Origin of the sequence: Paraburkholderia dipogonis (assembly GCF_042680985.1) — a bacterium.
GTDB classification, from domain to species: domain Bacteria; phylum Pseudomonadota; class Gammaproteobacteria; order Burkholderiales; family Burkholderiaceae; genus Paraburkholderia; species Paraburkholderia phytofirmans.
Genome location: NZ_JBHUFR010000010.1, coordinates 108,775 through 127,892, shown reverse-complemented (window position 1 = coordinate 127,892; position 19,118 = coordinate 108,775). Strand labels below are relative to the sequence as shown.

The following is a 19,118-nucleotide window of genomic DNA, read 5'->3' as shown; positions in this document are numbered from 1 at the left end:
GGACGACATGGCCGCGACGTGGTCGGGTCGCGGCCTGTTCTGGCAACGGCGACTAGAAACGGGTGATCATGCCGACGCCGATACCAACCTGGCTGCGCGAGGACGACGGCGTGCTGTTCTGGCCATCACCGATCGATGCGGTGGCGTTGACGATGCTGGTGCTCGTGGCGCTCGCCAGGAGCGTCTGCCCTCCGGCGCGTTGATAGGCCTCCGCGGCATACAGGCCCGTTCGCTTGGACAGGCTGTAGTACTGCACGAGATTGAACTGCGAATAGCTTGCAGGACTGGAGATGCGGTTCGCCTTCGTCGCACGCGTGTAGCTATAGCCTGCGGCCAGGTCCAGTGCCGTGAGTGGCCTCCAGTGCACCACCGCGCCACCTGTATTGAAGATCGCCGTGTCACGGAATGCGGAGCCTGTGCCGGGAACATACTGCACGTTGGAGTACGAGGCAGTAATGTCCCATTGCGGGTTGATGTTATATCCCGCTGTCACCGCAAAGCGCTGTTGTGCTCTCGCGGTCTGATAGCCGATATTGATTGCCGAGACGGCGGGTTGGGAGCCGTTATTCGACAGGGTCGAGTTGGAACCCCACGGACCACCGTTCGTTGTCGCGTTATTGACCCTCATGAAGCCTGTAGCGATGCCGACTGGTCCGTTGGCATACTGGGCCGCCACGCTCCATGTCGAGCCGCTGTACAGCGACCCCGGAGTACCACTCAGCGCGTAGGAGCCGCCCAGCGTCAGGCCATTGAAGACCGGCGACGTATACTTGAGTTCGTTGCTGACACGATAACTCGTATCGAGCGAGTCGATATCACCGGGGTGGGCGCCGTATGCGCCGGTCAGCCATTTGGTCGGACTGTAGGGTGACAGAAGCTGATAATAAGAAGTGTACTGGCGCCCCCCTGTGAACGTGCCGTAGCTTTTATTCTCCACGCCAACAAATGCCTGGCGATTGAACGCCAATCCGGACACCGACTGGGCGCCGGTTGCGCTGTTGAAACCTTCTTCCAGTGTGAAAATGGCCCTTGTGCCACCGCCCAGATCTTCGCTACCTTTTAGCCCGAACCGGCTGCCCGACCAAATGCCGCTGTTCATAGCAATTGACGACTTGCCGCCGGTCGCGGCGCCCCTTGGCGTCGAGCTGCTCAAGTATCCGATACCTGCATCAACGATTCCGTACAACGTAACGCTGCTTTGCGCGAGAGCAGGAACGGCTGCCAGTACTGCAGTGCTGGTCAGGGTAATTTTCACGTATTTTATTCGCTTCATCGTTCGCTTCCTTGTTGGTACTGGGTTTGGCTCGAAGGATCTTTTTGTGTGGTGATCGGATCTGTTTTCCTGTCTGCCGGAGAGCTGATTTAAATTGGCAGTGCAAAGCTTTATATGGGGATATTTTCGTTTTTGATTGCCGTCATAACTGAATTAGATTTGAAGTGTTGGCACTGGGTATAGAGATGAAAGTCGGCTGTGGCCGCTGCTGCGCTTTATACTTCTGCACTCGGCCGGCGAGTGAATGTTCCGCAATATTGGTTAACCATGTTGCTGTGGTGGTTGGTAGTACGAATAATATTGAAGAATCGGAGTCGTCAATTTTAGGTCGCTGCCATTATTTTTCAGCGACTTAAAAGTCGACGTATTTCGAGTAGCCTCTCTTTTGCGTTATCGTTTATGAACGTTGTAGAAAATTCTAAACATTCCAAAAATAGGCTATCTGCGCTCTCGCATGTTTGCGCAGATAACTACTTTCGACGTTTATCGATTATCCCCGCCCATTCCAGGCAGCTTGAGGTGGATCAATAGCTGCTCACGTGTGATCTCATGCATGACTGCAGCCCGACGCGGCGAGGAATATTCCTTTTGGGAACGTCTCTCGCGGGCTTCTCTGCCGGATGTGTCTCTTCTGCTTGTTTTGCAAACCATTGCCGTCCATGCCGCACGGGCGTCGTACGCCACCGTATATGTGACCGGCTCACCGAACCTTCGCTTGGCGCGAGCACAGATCGAAGCATATCGCCGCGAATCTACTCGAGGAAATTCTATTTCTTCGGTCGAGTATTCGACTTTGCTATACATAGTGTTTACGCGGACCAAAATTCAGCCCGATCGCGCTGACTGAAAATTGAGCCGGGCAGTCAACCTATCCCGCCAGTTTTTCTGCCAGGGTGTTTGGGGACGATCCCGATGACGATGATCGGCACGGTGCGGCGGATGTTCAATCGCCAGAACAGGTCGGCACGCGAGATAGCGGGTCTCACGAGCCTGCCGCGCAACACGATTGGTTAATATCTGAACATGGATGTTCAGGAGGAGCCGAGGTATCGGCAGCGCTCCCAGCCTTGATTTCGACGCGGAGCGCGTGATCCAGACCAATTTGCGGACGATGTGCCAAGGGCGCAGATCGCATTTTTGCGGAGCAAAGAAAAAGGGCTCAGCTTGCGCTGAGCCCTTCATGTCTTTGGTAGGCCGTACGGGATTCGAACCTGTGACCAACGGATTAAAAGTCCGCTGCTCTACCAGCTGAGCTAACGACCCAAAAGAGAAGCGAGATTATAGCGATAGCCTCGGCGCGCTGTCAACCCATCGCGGCAATCCGAGCGATCGGCACTTCAGATAGTGAAAAGCCCGGGCATCACTACCCGGGCTTTTCAGCGAGAGGCGCGCGTGGCTATGACGTCGGTCACTGCGCGTTACTGCTCAACTACTTGAGCAATACCACAACTACTTAATCTGCGATAGCTTGCTCTGCGCCGACTGTGCGACGTCCGAGCCGCCGTATTGCGCGACGATCTGCTCCAGCGTCTTCTTGGCCGCAGCCTTCTGACCTTGCTCGAGCTGATTGTTAGCAATTGCCAGCAGCGCTTCCGGCGCCCGCGGATGCTGCGGATATTTCTGCACCACGCCCTGCCAGGTCGCCGTCGAACCCTTGTAGTCGCGCAGTGCATACAGCGCGTTGCCGAGCCAGTACTGCGCGGTCGGCTGGTAAGGGCTGTTCGGGAACTTGGCGATGAAGGTGCGGAACGACGCCGCGGCATTCTTGAAGTCGCCGTTGCGGAATTGCTGTGAAGCCGCGTTGAACGAATCGGTCTCACCCGGCTGCACCTCGCCCTGGACGCCGTCCACTGTCTGCTGCTGCGGCTCGAATTTCTTCAGGCGCGTGTCCAGATCGGTGTAGTAGTCCTTCTGCTGCTTTTGCACCGTGGCGAGCTGGTTGGCCATGTCCTCGTTCTGTCCACGCAGCGTGGCGACCTGCTGATTCAGCTGGTCGAGACGGTTGGACTGATCGAGGATGGTGCGCTGCGCGGCCGACAACTGACTCGACAGGCTATCGGTCTTCGAACGCAGGTCGAGAATAGCCTGACGGGCCTGGTCGTCGTCGAAGATGCCCGCATGCGCGGGCACAGCCGCGAAGGCCGTGCCTGCGACGCAGGCCGCTGCGGCAAACCGCAGCCAGGAGAAACGATGCGTCATTCGGCTCATCACCCGTTACTTACTGTTGGTACACGAGGTCGGCGCGGCGGTTTTGTGCCCACGACGATTCGTCATGACCCGTAGCTTGCGGCTTTTCCTTGCCGAGGCTTACGGCTTCCATTTGCGAGTCCGTCACGCCCATCAGCGACAGCGAACGGCGCACAGCTTCAGCACGCTTCTGGCCGAGTGCCAGGTTGTACTCGCTGGTGCCGCGTTCGTCAGTGTTGCCCTGGATCAGGACGTGGCGTTGCGGATGGCTCTTCAGGTATTGCGCGTGTTGTTGCAGCAGCGATTGGTAGTCGTCCTTGACCGAGTAGCTGTCGAAGTCGAAGTAAATGCTGCGCTTGGCGAGCGGGCTGTTCGGATCGTTCAGCGGGTCGACGTTGACCGTTGCGACATCGTTCGGGTTCGGCTGTGCCGAAACCGTACCACCCTTGTTAGCGTTTTCGTCGAGCTTGACGCCCGAGTGACATGCGGCCAGCGCACCGACCATCAATACTGCAAAAGCGAAGCGAAGTTTGGACATCATTTTGATAACTCTCCTTGTGTTATTGCATCAACGTTATTGCATAAACGGGCCCCAGGATGGCTCGCGTACGCTGCCACCCTGAACGGACAGGACCTGCCGAGTGCGACCGTCGGTCGATACTGCGGCCAACACGCCACGGCCGTTCACCTGTGTGGCGTAAAGAATGTACTGACCGTTCGCCGCGAAGCTCGGCGATTCGTCATGTGTCGTGTCCGTCAGGCCTGTGGCGGTGTTGCCTTGCAGGTCCTGGATGTACAGCTTGAACCCGCCGCCCACGCGCGAGATATAAGCGAGCTGTTTGCCGTCCGGGCTCACGCGCGGGCTGGTGTTGTAGCTGCCCGTGAACGTGACGCGTTGCGCGGCGCCGGCGTTTTCACCTTGCGCCGACATCTTGTAGATCTGCGGCTGGCCGCCACGGTCGCTGGTGAAATAGATCGACTGGCCGTCGGGCGAGAAGCACGGTTCGGTGTCGATCGAGCTGCCTTGCGTGAGACGGCGCAAGCCGCTGCCGTCCGCATTGACGGCGAAAATCTGCGTGTTGCCGGTGCGCGAGAGCGCGACGGCCAGCGTGCGTCCGTCCGGCGACCACGCCGGCGCACTATTGTTGCCCTTCTGGTCCGAAACGACCACGCGACGGCCCGTAGGCAGGTCGTGGATGTAGACGATCGGCTTCTTCTTTTCGAACGAGACGTAAGCGACTTTGGTGCCGTCAGGCGACCATGCCGGCGAGATGATCGGCTCGGGGCTCGACAGCGCGATGTGCGCGTCCTGGCCGTCCGAATCGGAGATCTGCAGCTGATAACGGCCGCCCGTCTTGATGACGTACGACAGGCGCGTGGCGAACACGCCGCGGCCGCCCATCAGCTTCGCGTAGATGTAGTCCGCGACCTTGTGAGCGCTCATGCGCAAGCCGCTTTCCGGGCTCACCAGCACGAGGCCGCCGAGGCTTTCGCCCTTGACAGTGTCGTACAGCTTGAAGCGCACTTCGTACTGGCCGTTCGGCAAGCGGTTCACGCTGCCCGACACGAAGGCGTTGGCGCCCTTGGCCTTCCAGCTCCCGAGGTCGACGGAATCCGTTTCGGCAACCGGCGTGGAGCCCGCGTCGATATTCGTGAATTTGCCGCTGCGTTGCAGATCCTGACGCACGATCGTGCTGACTTGCTGCGGCGAGTTCGCTTCGTTGGCGAAATTCGCCGTTGCGATCGGAAACTGGGTGGACCCGACGCCTGTCACGAGGACGTTGAGTTGTGCGTGGGCGGCGCCGCCGACGGCGATCAGGCACGACGCTACAAGTGTCCGCAGGCCTAGCTTGGTCATCAAACTCATGCTGTATGGATTCCCCAAAAACGGTTTTACTAACACTTCAAGACAGCAGACAGACCCGAAAAGAACTAATTCGTTCCCGAGCGCGCCCCGGTGGGCAGGGCGCGGAGTCTGCTGTCAACTGATTGTCAAACTACGGTGAATCAACCGGCCGGGCGCAACGTGATCAGGAAGCTGGTCGGTGTTTTGCCATTGATGTCCTGAGGCATCGGATCAGTACGCTGGACGGCGCGCAGTGCGGCATCGTCCCACGCCGCGTTGCCGCTGCTGCGCGAAATCGATGCGCCAAGCAAGGTACCCGTCGGTGAGCAGCGTACGGAGACCACCGTCTCCAGACCGCTCGTTTCGCCTCCCCAGGAGATATTCGGGCGCACGGCGCGACGCACTTTGTCAGAGTACCCCGGCGATGTCGCCGTGCCACCCGAGCCGCTGCCCGTGCCGCTCTTGCCAAGCCCGTCGCTGTTCGAACTGGTGCCTCCGGCCGAGCCCTGCATCATTTGCGCGACGCGCGCGCGATGCTCGGCATCCGCCTTCTTTGCCTGCGCCGCGGCTTCGGCTTGAGCCTTGGCCTTCGCTGCCTTCTGCGCGTCGGCCTTCTTCTGCGCTTCAGCCTCGGCTTGCTTCTGCTGTTCCAGCTTCTGTTCCTGCTGCTGTTCCTTCAGTTGCTGTTGCTTCTGCTGCTCGGCCAATTGCTGTTGTTTCAGCTTGTCGGCCTGTTGTTGCTGTTGCTGCTGCTGTTTCTGCTTGGCCGCCGCGGCTTTCTGCGCAGCCAGCTGTGCCGCCTGCTCGGCTGCCAGTTGCTGCTGACGCTTCGCCTCGGCTTCCTGTTGCGCCTGCAGCTTCTGCTGACGCTGTTGTTCAGCCAATTGCGCCTCGCGCGCCGCTTGCTGCTGTTGACGCTTCTTTTCCTGCAGCGCAATGTCTGCCTGGTCGTCGCGCACCGGCGGAGGAGGGGCCACGACCGGAGCGGGCGGCGGCGGAACGGGACGCGGGATCGCCGTATCCGGCACCTCCGTCCACAACTCCGCTTCCGCGCCTTCCGGGGTGCTGTTTTGCCACTGAATGCCGTGGTACAGGAAGAACCCGAGCAACGCGTGCATCACCAGCGCGAACGCAAAGGCTCGCCCGGTGCCGCGTTCACGCGGTGGCTGGAGCGGGTATTCGGAATTCTTGCGGATCATTGCGATTTGACGAGCAATCCAACGCGCTTGACGCCGCGAGCTTTCAGCTCGGACATCACGTTCATCACGACTTCGTACTTGACGGTCTTGTCGGCGGCGATCACGACCGGCTGATCAGGATGCGATTGCGCGCGATCGGCGATGAAGCCGTTCAGATCGGCTTTAGTCATGTTCTCCTGCTGTTGCGCGCCCGAATCGTCCTTGTACTTGACGCTCATGTTGCCGTCCGCGCGAATGTTGACGATCACGGGCGGCGTTTGCTGTTGCGGCGCGGCGCCGCCGACGGTCGGCAGATTGACGATCGAAGGCGCCACGAGCGGCGCGGTCACCATGAAGATCACGAGCAGCACGAGCATCACGTCGATGTAAGGCACGACGTTGATGTCGGCCATCGCGCGGCGCGAGCGGCTGCCGCGCATGCTGGAGGAGCGAGAGCCTGCCATCGTGGACTCCTTACTGTGCCTGGCGCTGCAGGATATTCGAGAATTCTTCGATGAAAGTCTCGAAGCGGATTGCCAGACGGTCGATGTCGTGCGCGTAACGGTTGTAGGCAACCACGGCAGGAATCGCGGCGAACAGGCCGATGGCGGTGGCGGTCAACGCTTCGGCAATACCCGGCGCGACGTTGGCCAGCGTGGCCTGCTGCACGTTGGCAAGGCCGCGGAACGCATTCATGATCCCCCACACCGTGCCGAACAGACCGATATACGGACTGACGGAGCCGACAGACGCGAGAAACGCGAGGTTGGCCTCGAGCACGTCCATTTCACGCTGGAACGCGGCACGCATGGCGCGCCGTGCGCCGTCGAGAATCGCGCCCGAATCGTTCAAACGCTTTTCCTTGCCTTTCAGGAATTCGCGCATGCCGGATTCGAAAATCCGTTCCAGTGCACCGATCGTGTGACGGTTGTTCGCAGCGCTCTGATACAGCGCCTGCAGGTCGCCGCCCGACCAGAAATCGCGTTCGAAACGCTCAGTTTGCGCGCGCGCCCGGCGGATCGCAAACCACTTGCGAAAAATGAAAGTCCACGACAACAGCGACAACAGCAGTAGCAGGGCCATGACAGCCTGCGCCAGCAGGCTTGCGTTGAGTACGAGTGAAACGATCGACAGATCTTGTGTAGTGTTCATAAAGGTTCGTTTTAACGTCCCGAAAGGGGGCGTCCGGCTGCAAGGCCGCTCGAAGCTTGCCGTGAGCAAAACGGAAGCATCGGCGATATTGCAAGCCGAACCATGCTTTGTGTTGCTTGATCGTTACGAGTTCACTGACCCCGTAACAACGGCGTTCATTCGTTGTCCGTTGACACGCGGGGCTCGCTCACGTTCGGCCCACGCCGCAAGGCGTCGAGAACCGGCGGAGGAATCGCGGCCGGCCGCAGCGCAATGCGGTCCACGCAGCCGACCCGGATGGAACCGGTAGCAAGCAGCGTGCCGTCCCGCCACGCCTCTTGTGCGAAATCGACCGAGGCTCTCCCGAGCCGTTCGATCCGGCTGACCACGTTGACCACGTCGTCGAGCCGGGCCGGCGCCCGATAATCGACCGCGGTGCTGCGGACGATAAAAATCGCGCCCGCTTCGTCCGCGAGCCGGTTCTGGTCGACGCCGCACGCGCGCAGCCATTCGGTGCGCGCACGTTCAAAAAACTTCAGGTAGTTCGCGTAAAACACGATGCCGCCGGCGTCGGTATCTTCGTAGTACACGCGGATTGGCCACGTGTAGCCGATTTCCGCGCCGGGCTGGCTGGTCGACATATTCATGCGGCGCATTTTACCGGAACGCACACCCCCAGGTCTGTTTCAAGATGTGCGCCCCGTCCGGCGGGCTTCAGCCGGGACTTCAGCCGCGATGGACGGATAAGGCAGAGAACGATTGAGCCACCGGCATCAGTTCGATCGTGTTGATGTTGACGTGCGCGGGACGCGTGGCGATCCAGTAGATCGAGTCGGCGATGTCCTCGGGCGTCAGCGGCTGCACGTTTTCGTACATCTTGCCGGCCTTCGCGTCGTCGCCGCGAAATCGCACGTTCGAGAACTCGGTGCCGCCGCACAGGCCGGGCTCGACGTTCGTCACCCGCAGCGCGGTGCCGGCCACGTCGGCGCGCAGATTCAGGCTGAACTGATGCACGAACGCCTTGGTGGCCCCGTAGACGTTGCCGCCCGCGTAAGGCCAGCTGCCGGCTGCTGAGCCGAGATTGAAGATGTGGCCGCGATCGCGTTCCACCATGCCGGGCAGGAGCGCGTGCGTGACCTGGACGAGCCCTGTGCAATTGGTCTCGATCATGGTGTTCCATTCATCGAGACTGGCTTTCTGCGCCGGTTCGATGCCGAGCGCGAGGCCGGCATTGTTGACCAGCACGTCGATGGCGGCGAAGTCGGCCGGCAGGGAGGCCGGCACGGCTTCGACGGCGGCACGGTCGCGCACGTCGAGCTCGTACGGCAGAAGCGCGTCGCCCAGTTCGTCGGCGAGCTCTTGCAGGCGGTCCTTGCGGCGAGCGGTGGCGATGACGCGGTGGCCGCCTTTGACGAAGGCGCGAGCGATGGCGGCGCCGAATCCGGCGGACGCTCCGGTGACGAACACGATCATTGCAGTGGTTCCCAGGCTGGTAAGAGAGAAAGGCCCCAAGCCTACTTCCATTGCGGCGCTGCGGCAAGGATGAACCAAGCGCACGAGAGGCCGTGGCAGGGAGGCGACGCGAGTTTCCGTGGGATTTTCCTCAGACGGTTGTGCGCCGCATAAGAAGGCTCTGCGGGCCGCCAGGCGGGCATCTGCGGGATCGGCCGGGCGCCGGTTGCCTATTCGATCCGCTTCCAATAAACTAACGCGCTCATCCCTGCGTGACTGGCGATAGAACCGGTTCAAACAACCGGATTCAAGGTGGAGCAACCCACCGTGAAGCGCAGGGTGCCGTTTTGCCGTTCGCCTGGGCAGCCGTGATCCGCGCGCATCGATCTGCGCTGACGGTGGCTGTCCTGCCTCGCGTGTGCGGCGACTCTCCATCCGCCACGTCAGGGCTGGCACAGCCGCCAGCAGCGCTGCGTACCCTCTACGCAAGATTCGGCGCACGATCCGGTCAACCTGAACACATTCAACGGAATCCGTATGTTTGACAGAGCCCAAAGCACCATCGCCAACGTCGATCCTGAACTCTGGAAGGTCATCGAGCAGGAAAATCGCCGTCAGGAAGAGCATATCGAACTGATCGCGTCGGAAAACTACACGAGCCCAGCTGTCATGGCTGCGCAAGGCTCGCAACTCACGAACAAGTACGCCGAAGGGTATCCGGGCAAGCGCTATTACGGCGGCTGCGAGTACGTCGACGTCGCCGAGCAACTGGCGATCGACCGCGTCAAGCAACTGTTCGGCGCCGAAGCCGCGAACGTGCAACCGAATTCCGGCTCGCAGGCCAACCAGGGCGTGTTCTTCGCCATGCTCAAGCCGGGCGACACGATCATGGGCATGAGCCTCGCGCACGGTGGCCACCTCACGCACGGTTCGCCGGTCAACATGTCGGGCAAGTGGTTCAACGTGGTCAGCTACGGTCTGAACGAAGCCGAAGACATCGACTACGACGCTGCGGAGAAGCTCGCTCAGGAACACAAGCCGAAGCTGATCGTGGCGGGCGCCTCCGCGTTCTCGCTGCGTATCGATTTTGAACGCATGTCGAAGATCGCCAAGTCGGTCGGCGCGTACTTCATGGTCGACATGGCGCATTACGCCGGTCTGATCGCCGCGGGCGTCTATCCGAACCCGGTGCCGCACGCTGATTTCGTCACCACCACCACGCACAAGAGCCTGCGTGGCCCGCGCGGCGGCGTGATCCTGATGAAGGCCGAGTTCGAAAAACAGATCAACTCGGCAATCTTCCCGGGCATTCAAGGTGGTCCGCTCATGCACGTGATCGCCGGCAAGGCCGTCGCCTTCAAGGAAGCCCTGTCGCCGGAATTCAAGGCCTATCAGCAGCAAGTCGTCGAAAACGCGCGCGTGCTGGCTGAGACGCTCGTCAAGCGCGGTCTGCGTATCGTGTCGGGCCGTACCGAAAGTCACGTGATGCTCGTCGACCTGCGCGCGAAGAAGATCACCGGCAAGGCTGCGGAAGCCGCACTGGGCGCCGCTCACATCACGGTCAACAAGAATGCGATTCCGAACGATCCGGAAAAGCCGTTCGTGACGAGCGGCGTGCGCCTCGGCTCGCCGGCCATGACCACGCGCGGCTTCGGCGTCAAGGAAGCCGAGCAGGTGGGTAACCTGATCGCCGACGTGCTGGACAACCCGGAAGACGCCGCCACGATCGAACGTGTGCGTGGCCAGGTCGCCGAGCTGACCCAGCGCTTCCCGGTTTACCGCTAAGCCGCCATGCATTGCCCCTTCTGCCGTCACGCCGATACGCAAGTGGTCGACTCGCGCGTATCCGAAGACGGCGCGACGATTCGCCGGCGCCGCCGTTGCCCGGCCTGCGACAAACGTTTCACGACGTATGAGCGGGTCGAGCTGGCGTTGCCGTCGGTCGTCAAGAAGGACGGCAGCCGCACCGAGTTCGACCGCCGCAAGATCGTCGCGAGCATGCAACTGGCGCTGCGCAAGCGCCCGGTGGCAGCTGACGCGATCGACGCCGCGGTTGCCCGCATCGAGTATCTGCTGCTCGGCAGCGGCGAGCGCGAAGTGCGCAGCGAGCGCCTCGGCGAACTCGTGATGAACGAATTGCGTGCGCTCGATACCATTGCCTACGTTCGTTTTGCTTCCGTTTACCGGCGTTTCGAAGACGTCTCCGAATTCGAAGACGTGATTGAAGAATTTCGCCGCGCTTCTTCTCCTCCCAAGCCTTCCCGCAAGCGCTGAACGCAGCCGCATCGCGCGTTGCGTTTGAATCGCCGATCTGTTTCGCGTTGTTTCGCGCATCCGTATCTCCCGCTGCCGTTATGGATCGTCGCGTGCATTTTTGCGCGGGATAGCGTCTGAGTGCCACCTGGCCGTTCGGCCGATTGTTGGGCGATTTGCAAATCGCTAGATTGGCTGCATTCTTCGAATCGATCAGGGATGCAGATGAATCGGAATGCAGTCCGTCCGCCGCGATACCGCGGCTTCACGCTTGTCGAAACGCTGGCCGTTATTGCGCTGCTGGCCGTCGTCGCTGTGATGGCCACGCCGTCGTTCGTAGCGTGGCACGTGCGAGACCAGGTCGACGCCCGCGCGAAGGCGCTTGCCTCGACGCTCGCTTATGCGCGCAGTGAAGCGTTACGCCGAGGCGCGCGCGTCACCGTATGCCGGACCGACGCCGCGCGCCATTGTCTCGCCGCGGGGCAGCCGTGCGGTAATGGCGTCGCTGACTGGTCGTGCGGCTGGGCCGTTCTGGCCGACCGTGGCGGCACGCTTTCGCTCTTGCGTGCGCAACCTCTCCTTGCGGCCGTGAGTATCACCGGCACGCAGACGAACCTCACGTTCACGCCGCCGGCCGGGCAATTGATCGGTACGTTTCGCAGTTTTGATATCGCGCCGCGTACACCGTCGAGGGTGACGCAAGGGGGCAAGTGGCGACGCTGCATTCACATTGCTGCGGGCGGCCGCGCGCGGGTCGTCGAGGGTGCATGCGGAGCAGCGTCATGAGCCGACATTCGCAGAGTCCGCACTCGCGCTGCTGCGATTCCAGGTGTGGCGGCAGCTCATTGATCGAAGTCATGCTGGCTGTCGGCCTAATGGCGGTCACCGCACTAGGCTTGATTGCCGGTCAGTTATGGACCGCGCGCGAAGCCCGTGCGATGTCCCAGCGCGAACATGCTGCCTGGATAGCCGATTCCGTCGCGGAGGCGATGTACGCTCCCACCTCGGGCGACTCCGCAATCAGGCAATGGAGCGCGCGGGCAGCGACACTTTTGCCGCATGGCGAAGCCTCGGTGGGTGACATCGGCGGTGTGTCCGCTGCGCGTGTGACCTGGACCTCACTACGCGACTTGCCACCTTCCGACGACGTGATCGACAAGCCCGCGCCCTGCGGCGGAGCGGATCTGCCCGTGGGCTCGTCATGCGTAGTGTTGGCGTTTGCGAAATGACGCGGCGTTCGAATCCTGCGCGCGGCCACACCTTAATCGAATTCGTGATTGCCATGGCGCTGGGCCTGCTAGTGACTGCGGGTGCCGTCTCGCTCTATACGACGCAGCGGAGCGCATTCGAACGCGCGAGCGATGCGATGCGGATTCGCGAAGCCGGGCTGACTGCGCTGATGCTGATTGGCCAGCAATTGCAAATGGCCGGCTTCGTACCCGCGGACATCGCGCGGTACAACAGTCCGCCGCCGGTGTTCGGATGCTCGGGCGGCCGCCCGACCGGCGCGGACGATAGCCTCGCCTGTGAGAGCTTGCCCAGTCACTCGGACGGCGTCGCGGTCCGTTATGTCGGTGACAACGTCTCCACGTGGCCGTCGGCCAGTGGGCAAACAACCGACTGCCTCGGACAGGCCGTATCAGGCAGCAGCGCCGCGCTCGGCGACCAGGGCGCGGCGGTCGTCAACCGATACTTCGCGAGGGTCAGCGGTTCGACCGGTGAACCGGAACTTTACTGCGAGGGCAACGGCAAGACGGGATCCGCGCAACCGCTGGTCGAAGGTATCGAGCGGCTGCGGATCAAGTACTGGTTAGCCGGTGGGCTGGCCGCGATCGACGCTTCTGCCGTCACGGCCGATCAATGGGCGAAGATCGTCGCCGTCGATCTTTGCGTGCTTGTACGTGGCGCGCCGCTGGGGCAACAGCGTTCGCGCTATGTCGATTGCGATGGCGTAAGCGCTCTCGGCGCGGATTTACGACCGCGTCAGGCGTTCTCGCGGCGTGTGGCAATACGCAATCACGTGGAGGTTTCGCCATGACGAGATTGCGAATGGAAAAGCAACCGTACCGCACAGAGGGGAAGTGCGTGAGACTTCACGGTCAACCGGCAAACCTGACAAACGTGGCAGGCCTCAATCGGATGAGGTGCAACGCGCGACGCACCAGACAACACGGCATGGTCCTGCCGATCGTCCTGCTGATTTCAACAATGATGCTGGTCACGTCCGCGGCCTGGTTCGAGACGTCACTAGCGGCAGCGCGTGGCACCACCAATGTTCGCGAGTACTTGCAGGCCTTTCATGCCGCGGATTCGGCGCTGACCTTGTGCACCCGCAGTGTCATCGCGGCTGCAAGCGCGCAGTCCGCAGCATCGCTGCCGATTGCATCCGGCACGCCCGCGCAATGGAAACTCGCTGCCGCATTCGACACAGGGGCCGTGACGCCCGTGGCGCAATGGCCGGGATCGCCGCGCGCGCCGCAATGTTTGATCGAGGCGTGGCGTCTCGCCACTCGTGCCGACGCGCGGGCGTATCTATTGACGTCGCGAGGTTTCGGCCGTACCAGCGAGTCGCAGGTATGGCTGCAAATGGAACTCGTGATTGATGGCGAGAAGATCGAACGTCGTTGGCGGCGCGTTGCCGCCAGGCCGTTCTGACGGAGGCGACATGAAGCCGCATGCATCCGGATTCACGCTGCTCGAGCTGGTGATCACGCTAGCGATTGCCGCCACGCTGGCCGTCTTTGCCGTGCCGTCGTATCGCAGCCATATTGCGCGAACTCATCGAATCGACGCGGCGTCCGCGCTCTATCGCGCGGCGCAATTCGTCGAAGGAGCGACAAACGACAGCGCACCGACATTGCCACCGGGTCTCGACCAGGCGCCGCAATTCGGCACGGCTGTCTATCGCCTGCATGTACTGCCCGCGGACGATGCAAACGGTGGCTATGCGATCGAAGCAACGCCGAGCGAATCCGGCCCGATGCGCGACGACACATGCGGCATTTTCACGCTCGATGCGACAGGATTACGCGGCAACAAAAACGCGGCAACCGGTTCGACCGCTGCTAGCGGCGACTGCTGGAATACGAGCTAGCGAACCGAACCAAAGCGAGGCATAGCGAGGCATAGCGGCACGCAGCGTTTGCCCTCAGTACCCACCATCCGTCGACTCAACCTTGCCACCCGATGATGCCGCCGAATCCCGCTTCATCTGCTGCCAGATCCGATAGGCTTCCCACCCGGCAAGACCGAGGCTGCCCCATTTGAGCACGGGTTTGGCGCCGGCTACGACCGTTGTGCGCAGCGGCTTGGCAAGCACGATCGAGGCGATCGAGCTGATCAGCGGATATTGTTTGAGCAGGGCGCCGATGCTGCCCGCGTTGATGAAACTCGCCTTCGAGCCTTTACCGACGCGCATGCCGCCGAAGCCCGGCAGAATAAATTTGAGCCAACTGAAGTGCGTGACCGCCTGTCGCAACTCGATGGTCGCCTGAGCGAGTTCCATGCGCTCGACATCGGCGCGCACCAGCAGGAGCTCCTTGCGCAGTGCGCGCAAATGCGGCGCGCTCAGATCTTTGGCCTGATGGCGCTTGTTACGGAACGCGGTATCGGAATGGTTCTGGCTCATGGCGTGTCGGCGGCAGTGAAGGTGGAGCAGTAGAACGGCGCTGCAAATCGCGCAAGTTTGTTAAGCAAGACGCAGAACCGAAGAGACGCAAGACGCAAGTGCCACGCGGTTGCGTCTTCCGGCTCACGGTTTGCGGAACACATCGCGGTCTTTTTCAAACTCGGCGATGGTCGCTTCGAACACCATGGGCGCATTGCGCAAACCGCTGCGCGCTTTTAATGCACAGATCAGTCCGGCAATCGCGTAGACCGCGGTGATGCCTGCCAGCGCCTGCCAGCGGTAGGTGTCCCAGAACGCGATGGCGATCAACGCAGTCAGCGCGATCAAGGCCATGGTGGCGAGCATCATGGCGGCAAGGCCGAGGAACAGCACGGCGAGCAATCGGTCCTTTTCTTCGGCGAGTTCGATGCCGACCAGTTCCAGCCGCGTTTGCAGAATGGCAAACACGGAACCGATTATGCGGCGCAACGGACTATGTTCTCCGCGCTGCGATTGTGTTTCGATCGTCATGGCTGTGGGCGTTGCGCGTGAAGGCCTAACCGGCGCGCGCGCGCGCCAGAAGAAGCGGACCGGCCAGGCATGCGCCGGTCAACTCGATTCGCTGGTGCGCCGGACGAGACACGCCCGGCGACATTGCCAGTGCTTACTTGCGGTTGATCAACAGCCCAAGCAGCACACCGGCGCCAGCGGCAATGCCGATGGACGCCCACGGATGCTCGTGCACGTAGTCGTCGGTGGCGCGGGCCGCCTTCTTGCCTTTTTCGACCACCACGACCTGAACGTCGGCCGCCTTTTCCCTGGCTTGCTTCAGGCGCGTCAGCGCCGTTTCACGCAGTTCCGAAGCGCGCTCGCCGGTGGCGCTCGCGGCCTGTTTCAGCAGATCTTCAGCGTCCGCGAGGACGGTTTTGATATCCGACATCAATCTCTCCTTGTTGATTTCCGACATTGACAGCTCCCCTTCGTCTCACGCCACGCGTGAATCGTAACCAAAGAAACGGCCGCTGGCGAGCGCAGGGCTTGGTTGGTTCACAACATCGCACGAACCGTTCCCGCTTGAAGCATAGCCACAAACAACGCCGCTGCCGCACGACGTGCAGACAAAGTTTGCTTAAGATGGAGTTGATCTGTCCCGCAAAGTTTCCACTAAATCGGTGAAAATTACAAAAACGCATAAAGTAGTGACGCGATGTTGGTTCGTCATACACCGGCGCTCCCGTATGCTTTATCGTTGCGGGGCGCCGCGTGTGAATGCTTCGTGCGGCAATGTCCAAACCCATAGGAGATGCACAATGAGTCTACGTCTTGGCGATATCGCGCCGGATTTCGAACAGCAATCGAGTGTCGGCCCGATCAAATTTCACGAGTGGCTGGGCGATAGTTGGGGCGTGTTGTTCTCGCATCCCGCCGACTTCACGCCGGTCTGCACGACCGAACTCGGCCTGACCGCCAAGCTGGCCGACGAATTCGACAAGCGCAATGTGAAGACCATCGCGTTGTCGGTGGACAGCGCCGAGTCGCACAAAGAGTGGATCAAAGACATTAACGAGACTCAAGCCGCCAATGTCGGCTTCCCGATTCTCGCGGACGGCGATCGCAAGGTCGCCGAGTTGTACGACATGATTCACCCGAACGCCAACGAGACGCTCACGGTGCGCTCGCTGTTCGTGATCGACCCGAAGAAGAAGGTGCGCCTGATCATCACCTATCCGGCCAGCACCGGCCGCAACTTCGACGAAGTGCTGCGCGTGATCGATTCGCTGCAACTCACCGACAGCCACTCGGTCGCCACGCCGGGCAACTGGAAGCAGGGCGATGACGTGGTGATCGTCCCGTCGCTGAAGGACGAGGAAGTCATCAAGCAGAAATTCCCGAAGGGCTACAAGGCGCTGCGTCCGTATCTGCGCATGACGCCGCAGCCGAACAAGTAAAGGGTTGAAGCGCCGCGAAGCGGACCGTTAGCCACGGTGCTTTCAATCGAATGAAAAAAGCCAGTTCACGAATGAACTGGCTTTTTTATCGTGCTGCGCAAACCTGCCGCAATCGAAGCAATCCGCGCGATCCGTTCTTCAGAAAACCTTCAGAAAAAAGCCTGAATGCCGGTTTGCGCGCGCCCGAGAATCAGCGCATGGATGTCGTGCGTACCTTCGTAGGTGTTCACCACTTCCAGATTCACCAGATGCCGCGCGATGCCGAACTCGTCCGAGATGCCGTTGCCGCCGAGCATGTCGCGCGCGAGCCGTGCAATGTCCAGCGCCTTGCCGCATGAATTGCGCTTCATGATCGAGGTGATCTCGACGGCCGCGGTGCCTTCGTCCTTCATGCGGCCGAGGCGCAGCACGCCTTGCAGGCCGAGCGTGATCTCGGTTTGCATGTCGGCGAGCTTCTTCTGGATCAACTGGTTCGCGGCGAGCGGCCGGCCGAACTGCTTGCGATCCAGCACGTACTGACGCGCGGTGTGCCAGCATGACTCAGCCGCGCCGAGCGCGCCCCAGGCAATGCCATAGCGTGCCGAGTTCAGACAGGTGAACGGACCGCGCAAACCGCTGACTTCCGGAAAGCGGTTCTCTTCCGGCACGAACACTTCGTCGAGCACGATCTCGCCGGTGATCGACGCGCGCAGACCCACCTTGCTGTGGATGGTGGGCGCCGACAGCCCCTTCCAGCCCTTCTCAAGAATGAAGCCGCGGATCGCGTCCTTGCCATCTTCTTCGAGCTTTGCCCACACGACGAACACGTCGGCGATCGGCGAATTGGTGATCCACATCTTCGAGCCCGACAGCGAATAGCCGCCGTCCACTTTCTTCGCGCGCGTGACCATGCTGCCTGGATCGGAGCCGTGATTCGGCTCGGTTAGACCAAAGCAGCCGATCCATTCGCCGGTGGCGAGCTTCGGCAAGTACTTCTGCTTTTGCGCTTCCGAGCCGAATTCGTAGATCGGCACCATGACCAGCGACGACTGCACCGACATCATTGACCGGTAGCCGGAATCGACGCGCTCCACTTCACGCGCGATCAAGCCGTACGCCACGTAGTTCAGGCCGGGGCCGCCGTATTGCTCAGGAATGGTCGGGCCGAGCAGGCCGAGTTCGCCCATCTCGCGAAAGATCTCGATGTCGGTCTTCTCATGACGGAACGCTTCGAGCACGCGCGGCTGCAGCTTGTCCTGCGAGTAAGCCGCGGCGGCGTCGCGCACCATGCGTTCGTCTTCGGTGAGCTGCTGATCCAGCAGCAACGGGTCTTCCCAGTGAAACTGCGCGGCCTCGGCCATGGCTTATCTCCTGATTCCTTGCTTGACGGAAACGTGTTTGCGCTTGACTTGAGTTCCGCTATGCGAAACAATGTTTTGCAAACCACGTCCGAGTGTACCACCCCATGACGCCGACATCTACTCCCTCCGAACCGCTCGACGAGCGCAAATTTGTCGTCGCTCTGGCACGCGGGCTGGATTTGCTGCGCGCGTTCAAGCCGGGCGAAACGATGCTCGGCAATCGCGATTTCGTCGAACGCACGGGTTTGCCGAAGGCGACCGTCAACCGCCTTGCTTACACACTGACCGTGCTCGGTTATCTGCGGCTCGACGAAACATTGGGCAAATACGCGCTCGACGCCGGCGTGTTGTCGCTCGGTTTCGCGCTGCTTTCGGGTACGGACACGCTCGAACTCGCACGCCCGCACTTGCGCGTATTCGCACGCGACGTGGGCGCGGCAGTTTCGCTAGGTTGCCGGGACGGGCTCGACATGATTTATCTGGAGACGATCCGCAGCGAAACCGCATTGACGCTTGGGTTGGCGTCCGGTTCGAAACTGTCGATGCTGACGAGTTCGATGGGCCGCGCCTATCTGGCCGTGCAACCGTTCGACGCGCGCGCCGCGTTATTGGCGGAATTGAAAAAAGCAGCGGGCAAGGCAGGCGCCGAACTGGTCGCCGACGCCGAGCAAGAAATCGCCGCCTTCGCCGAGCAGCGCTGCTGCTATTCGTTCCGCGCGTGGCACGACGACGTGAACGCGGTCGCCGTGCCGTTTCGCGAGCCGCGCGAAGGGCGCTGGCTGGTGCTGAGCTGCAGCGGGCCGGCGTCGTCGATGGGAGAGGATGTGTTTCGTGACAACGTCGCGCCGCGGCTGAAGGCGCTTGCGCGGCGTTTGGGCGATACCGGTTGACGCCAGTGGCGC

Annotated in this window: 22 protein-coding genes, 1 tRNA gene and 1 riboswitch; of the genes, 9 read left to right on the top strand and 14 right to left on the bottom strand. The window is 61.3% G+C overall.

Annotated elements, in window-relative coordinates:
* Positions 1–52: 52 nt before the first annotated feature.
* The 10 genes from ACFSNN_RS13095 to ydfG form a co-directional block, all read right to left on the bottom strand.
* Complete coding sequence (locus tag ACFSNN_RS13095; protein WP_134457081.1) at positions 53–1,273, bottom strand: porin; 1,221 nt, start codon at positions 1,271–1,273, stop codon at positions 53–55.
* 1,187 nt (positions 1,274–2,460) lie between these two features.
* Positions 2,461–2,536, bottom strand: a tRNA-Lys gene (locus tag ACFSNN_RS13090).
* A 186-nt stretch (positions 2,537–2,722) separates the two neighbouring features.
* Positions 2,723–3,472 (bottom strand): tol-pal system protein YbgF, encoded by a 750-nt coding sequence (gene ybgF / locus ACFSNN_RS13085; RefSeq protein ID WP_041758249.1) that lies wholly within the window; start codon positions 3,470–3,472, stop codon positions 2,723–2,725.
* 19 nt (positions 3,473–3,491) lie between these two features.
* The gene (gene pal / locus ACFSNN_RS13080) at positions 3,492–4,001 is read right to left on the bottom strand and encodes a peptidoglycan-associated lipoprotein Pal (protein WP_012431817.1); all 510 of its coding nucleotides are present in this window, start codon (positions 3,999–4,001) and stop codon (positions 3,492–3,494) included.
* A gap of 33 nt (positions 4,002–4,034) precedes the next feature.
* Positions 4,035–5,327: a Tol-Pal system beta propeller repeat protein TolB gene (gene tolB, locus ACFSNN_RS13075; protein WP_012431818.1), complete on the bottom strand. Its 1,293-nt coding sequence runs from the start codon at positions 5,325–5,327 to the stop codon at positions 4,035–4,037.
* A gap of 140 nt (positions 5,328–5,467) precedes the next feature.
* Positions 5,468–6,505, bottom strand: a complete 1,038-nt coding sequence (gene tolA / locus ACFSNN_RS13070) for a cell envelope integrity protein TolA (RefSeq protein ID WP_134457080.1) — start codon at positions 6,503–6,505, stop codon at positions 5,468–5,470.
* Positions 6,502–6,948 carry a protein TolR gene (gene tolR / locus ACFSNN_RS13065; RefSeq protein ID WP_012431820.1) on the bottom strand — a complete coding sequence of 149 codons (447 nt, stop codon included), beginning with the start codon at positions 6,946–6,948 and terminating at the stop codon, positions 6,502–6,504. The genes tolA and tolR overlap by 4 nt, the downstream gene beginning before the upstream one ends.
* Before the next feature lie 10 nt (positions 6,949–6,958).
* Positions 6,959–7,636, bottom strand: coding sequence for a protein TolQ (gene tolQ / locus ACFSNN_RS13060; RefSeq protein WP_012431821.1), 678 nt, complete (start codon positions 7,634–7,636; stop codon positions 6,959–6,961).
* Between the two features lie 155 nt (positions 7,637–7,791).
* The gene (gene ybgC / locus ACFSNN_RS13055; RefSeq protein ID WP_134457079.1) at positions 7,792–8,271 is read right to left on the bottom strand and encodes a tol-pal system-associated acyl-CoA thioesterase; all 480 of its coding nucleotides are present in this window, start codon (positions 8,269–8,271) and stop codon (positions 7,792–7,794) included.
* A 70-nt stretch (positions 8,272–8,341) separates the two neighbouring features.
* The gene (ydfG, locus tag ACFSNN_RS13050; RefSeq protein WP_134457078.1) at positions 8,342–9,088 is read right to left on the bottom strand and encodes a bifunctional NADP-dependent 3-hydroxy acid dehydrogenase/3-hydroxypropionate dehydrogenase YdfG; all 747 of its coding nucleotides are present in this window, start codon (positions 9,086–9,088) and stop codon (positions 8,342–8,344) included.
* A gap of 241 nt (positions 9,089–9,329) precedes the next feature.
* Positions 9,330–9,438: riboswitch (ZMP/ZTP riboswitch) on the top strand.
* A 166-nt stretch (positions 9,439–9,604) separates the two neighbouring features.
* Here ydfG and glyA point away from each other — a divergent pair.
* From glyA to ACFSNN_RS13015, 7 genes are all read left to right on the top strand, one after another.
* Positions 9,605–10,852 (top strand): serine hydroxymethyltransferase, encoded by a 1,248-nt coding sequence (glyA, locus tag ACFSNN_RS13045; RefSeq protein WP_012431824.1) that lies wholly within the window; start codon positions 9,605–9,607, stop codon positions 10,850–10,852.
* Positions 10,853–10,858: 6 nt separating this feature from the next.
* The gene (nrdR, locus tag ACFSNN_RS13040; RefSeq protein ID WP_012431825.1) at positions 10,859–11,341 is read left to right on the top strand and encodes a transcriptional regulator NrdR; all 483 of its coding nucleotides are present in this window, start codon (positions 10,859–10,861) and stop codon (positions 11,339–11,341) included.
* Positions 11,342–11,545: 204 nt separating this feature from the next.
* Positions 11,546–12,106, top strand: a complete 561-nt coding sequence (locus tag ACFSNN_RS13035) for a GspH/FimT family pseudopilin (RefSeq protein WP_244322786.1) — start codon at positions 11,546–11,548, stop codon at positions 12,104–12,106.
* Positions 12,103–12,549, top strand: coding sequence for a type IV pilus modification PilV family protein (locus tag ACFSNN_RS13030; protein ID WP_134457076.1), 447 nt, complete (start codon positions 12,103–12,105; stop codon positions 12,547–12,549). The genes ACFSNN_RS13035 and ACFSNN_RS13030 overlap by 4 nt, the downstream gene beginning before the upstream one ends.
* Positions 12,546–13,358 (top strand): PilW family protein, encoded by an 813-nt coding sequence (locus ACFSNN_RS13025; protein WP_134457075.1) that lies wholly within the window; start codon positions 12,546–12,548, stop codon positions 13,356–13,358. Before ACFSNN_RS13030 ends, ACFSNN_RS13025 begins: the two co-directional genes overlap by 4 nt.
* Positions 13,359–13,495: 137 nt before the next feature.
* Positions 13,496–13,975: a pilus assembly PilX family protein gene (locus ACFSNN_RS13020; protein WP_134457074.1), complete on the top strand. Its 480-nt coding sequence runs from the start codon at positions 13,496–13,498 to the stop codon at positions 13,973–13,975.
* Positions 13,976–13,985: 10 nt separating this feature from the next.
* Positions 13,986–14,414 carry a type IV pilin protein gene (locus ACFSNN_RS13015; protein WP_134457073.1) on the top strand — a complete coding sequence of 143 codons (429 nt, stop codon included), beginning with the start codon at positions 13,986–13,988 and terminating at the stop codon, positions 14,412–14,414.
* A gap of 54 nt (positions 14,415–14,468) precedes the next feature.
* Here the strand turns inward: ACFSNN_RS13015 and ACFSNN_RS13010 are convergent, their stop codons facing one another.
* The 3 genes from ACFSNN_RS13010 to ACFSNN_RS13000 all read right to left on the bottom strand — a co-directional run bounded on the left by ACFSNN_RS13010 (position 14,469) and on the right by ACFSNN_RS13000 (position 15,894).
* Positions 14,469–14,948, bottom strand: a complete 480-nt coding sequence (locus tag ACFSNN_RS13010) for a DUF3318 domain-containing protein (protein WP_134457072.1) — start codon at positions 14,946–14,948, stop codon at positions 14,469–14,471.
* 123 nt (positions 14,949–15,071) lie between these two features.
* Complete coding sequence (locus ACFSNN_RS13005) at positions 15,072–15,458, bottom strand: phage holin family protein (protein WP_134457071.1); 387 nt, start codon at positions 15,456–15,458, stop codon at positions 15,072–15,074.
* A gap of 133 nt (positions 15,459–15,591) precedes the next feature.
* Positions 15,592–15,894, bottom strand: coding sequence for an ElaB/YgaM/YqjD family protein (locus ACFSNN_RS13000; RefSeq protein WP_011486909.1), 303 nt, complete (start codon positions 15,892–15,894; stop codon positions 15,592–15,594).
* Between the two features lie 343 nt (positions 15,895–16,237).
* Here ACFSNN_RS13000 and ACFSNN_RS12995 point away from each other — a divergent pair, with 343 nt between their 5' ends.
* Entirely contained in the window at positions 16,238–16,876 is a 639-nt protein-coding gene (locus ACFSNN_RS12995) for a peroxiredoxin (RefSeq protein ID WP_116119029.1), read from the top strand.
* 149 nt (positions 16,877–17,025) lie between these two features.
* Here the strand turns inward: ACFSNN_RS12995 and ACFSNN_RS12990 are convergent, their stop codons facing one another.
* A complete protein-coding gene (locus tag ACFSNN_RS12990) occupies positions 17,026–18,216 on the bottom strand; it encodes an acyl-CoA dehydrogenase (RefSeq protein ID WP_012431834.1) in 1,191 nt (396 codons plus the stop codon).
* A gap of 104 nt (positions 18,217–18,320) precedes the next feature.
* Between ACFSNN_RS12990 and ACFSNN_RS12985 the strand changes: the two genes are divergently transcribed.
* On the top strand, positions 18,321–19,106 hold the full coding sequence (locus ACFSNN_RS12985) for an IclR family transcriptional regulator (protein WP_134457070.1): 786 nt from the start codon (positions 18,321–18,323) through the stop codon (positions 19,104–19,106).
* The last annotated feature ends 12 nt before the right edge of the window (positions 19,107–19,118 follow it).

What these genes read in the sequence shown, in the direction of transcription:
- ACFSNN_RS13095 (WP_134457081.1), bottom strand. Translation starts at nt 1,273, where the DNA reads ATGAAGCGAATAAAATACGTGAAAATTACCCTGACCAGCACTGCAGTA.
- ybgF (WP_041758249.1), bottom strand. Translation starts at nt 3,472, where the DNA reads ATGACGCATCGTTTCTCCTGGCTGCGGTTTGCCGCAGCGGCCTGCGTC.
- pal (WP_012431817.1), bottom strand. Translation starts at nt 4,001, where the DNA reads ATGATGTCCAAACTTCGCTTCGCTTTTGCAGTATTGATGGTCGGTGCG.
- tolB (WP_012431818.1), bottom strand. Translation starts at nt 5,327, where the DNA reads ATGAGTTTGATGACCAAGCTAGGCCTGCGGACACTTGTAGCGTCGTGC.
- tolA (WP_134457080.1), bottom strand. Translation starts at nt 6,505, where the DNA reads ATGATCCGCAAGAATTCCGAATACCCGCTCCAGCCACCGCGTGAACGC.
- tolR (WP_012431820.1), bottom strand. Translation starts at nt 6,948, where the DNA reads ATGGCAGGCTCTCGCTCCTCCAGCATGCGCGGCAGCCGCTCGCGCCGC.
- tolQ (WP_012431821.1), bottom strand. Translation starts at nt 7,636, where the DNA reads ATGAACACTACACAAGATCTGTCGATCGTTTCACTCGTACTCAACGCA.
- ybgC (WP_134457079.1), bottom strand. Translation starts at nt 8,271, where the DNA reads ATGCGCCGCATGAATATGTCGACCAGCCAGCCCGGCGCGGAAATCGGC.
- ydfG (WP_134457078.1), bottom strand. Translation starts at nt 9,088, where the DNA reads ATGATCGTGTTCGTCACCGGAGCGTCCGCCGGATTCGGCGCCGCCATC.
- glyA (WP_012431824.1), top strand. Translation starts at nt 9,605, where the DNA reads ATGTTTGACAGAGCCCAAAGCACCATCGCCAACGTCGATCCTGAACTC.
- nrdR (WP_012431825.1), top strand. Translation starts at nt 10,859, where the DNA reads ATGCATTGCCCCTTCTGCCGTCACGCCGATACGCAAGTGGTCGACTCG.
- ACFSNN_RS13035 (WP_244322786.1), top strand. Translation starts at nt 11,546, where the DNA reads ATGAATCGGAATGCAGTCCGTCCGCCGCGATACCGCGGCTTCACGCTT.
- ACFSNN_RS13030 (WP_134457076.1), top strand. Translation starts at nt 12,103, where the DNA reads ATGAGCCGACATTCGCAGAGTCCGCACTCGCGCTGCTGCGATTCCAGG.
- ACFSNN_RS13025 (WP_134457075.1), top strand. Translation starts at nt 12,546, where the DNA reads ATGACGCGGCGTTCGAATCCTGCGCGCGGCCACACCTTAATCGAATTC.
- ACFSNN_RS13020 (WP_134457074.1), top strand. Translation starts at nt 13,496, where the DNA reads ATGGTCCTGCCGATCGTCCTGCTGATTTCAACAATGATGCTGGTCACG.
- ACFSNN_RS13015 (WP_134457073.1), top strand. Translation starts at nt 13,986, where the DNA reads ATGAAGCCGCATGCATCCGGATTCACGCTGCTCGAGCTGGTGATCACG.
- ACFSNN_RS13010 (WP_134457072.1), bottom strand. Translation starts at nt 14,948, where the DNA reads ATGAGCCAGAACCATTCCGATACCGCGTTCCGTAACAAGCGCCATCAG.
- ACFSNN_RS13005 (WP_134457071.1), bottom strand. Translation starts at nt 15,458, where the DNA reads ATGACGATCGAAACACAATCGCAGCGCGGAGAACATAGTCCGTTGCGC.
- ACFSNN_RS13000 (WP_011486909.1), bottom strand. Translation starts at nt 15,894, where the DNA reads ATGTCGGAAATCAACAAGGAGAGATTGATGTCGGATATCAAAACCGTC.
- ACFSNN_RS12995 (WP_116119029.1), top strand. Translation starts at nt 16,238, where the DNA reads ATGAGTCTACGTCTTGGCGATATCGCGCCGGATTTCGAACAGCAATCG.
- ACFSNN_RS12990 (WP_012431834.1), bottom strand. Translation starts at nt 18,216, where the DNA reads ATGGCCGAGGCCGCGCAGTTTCACTGGGAAGACCCGTTGCTGCTGGAT.
- ACFSNN_RS12985 (WP_134457070.1), top strand. Translation starts at nt 18,321, where the DNA reads ATGACGCCGACATCTACTCCCTCCGAACCGCTCGACGAGCGCAAATTT.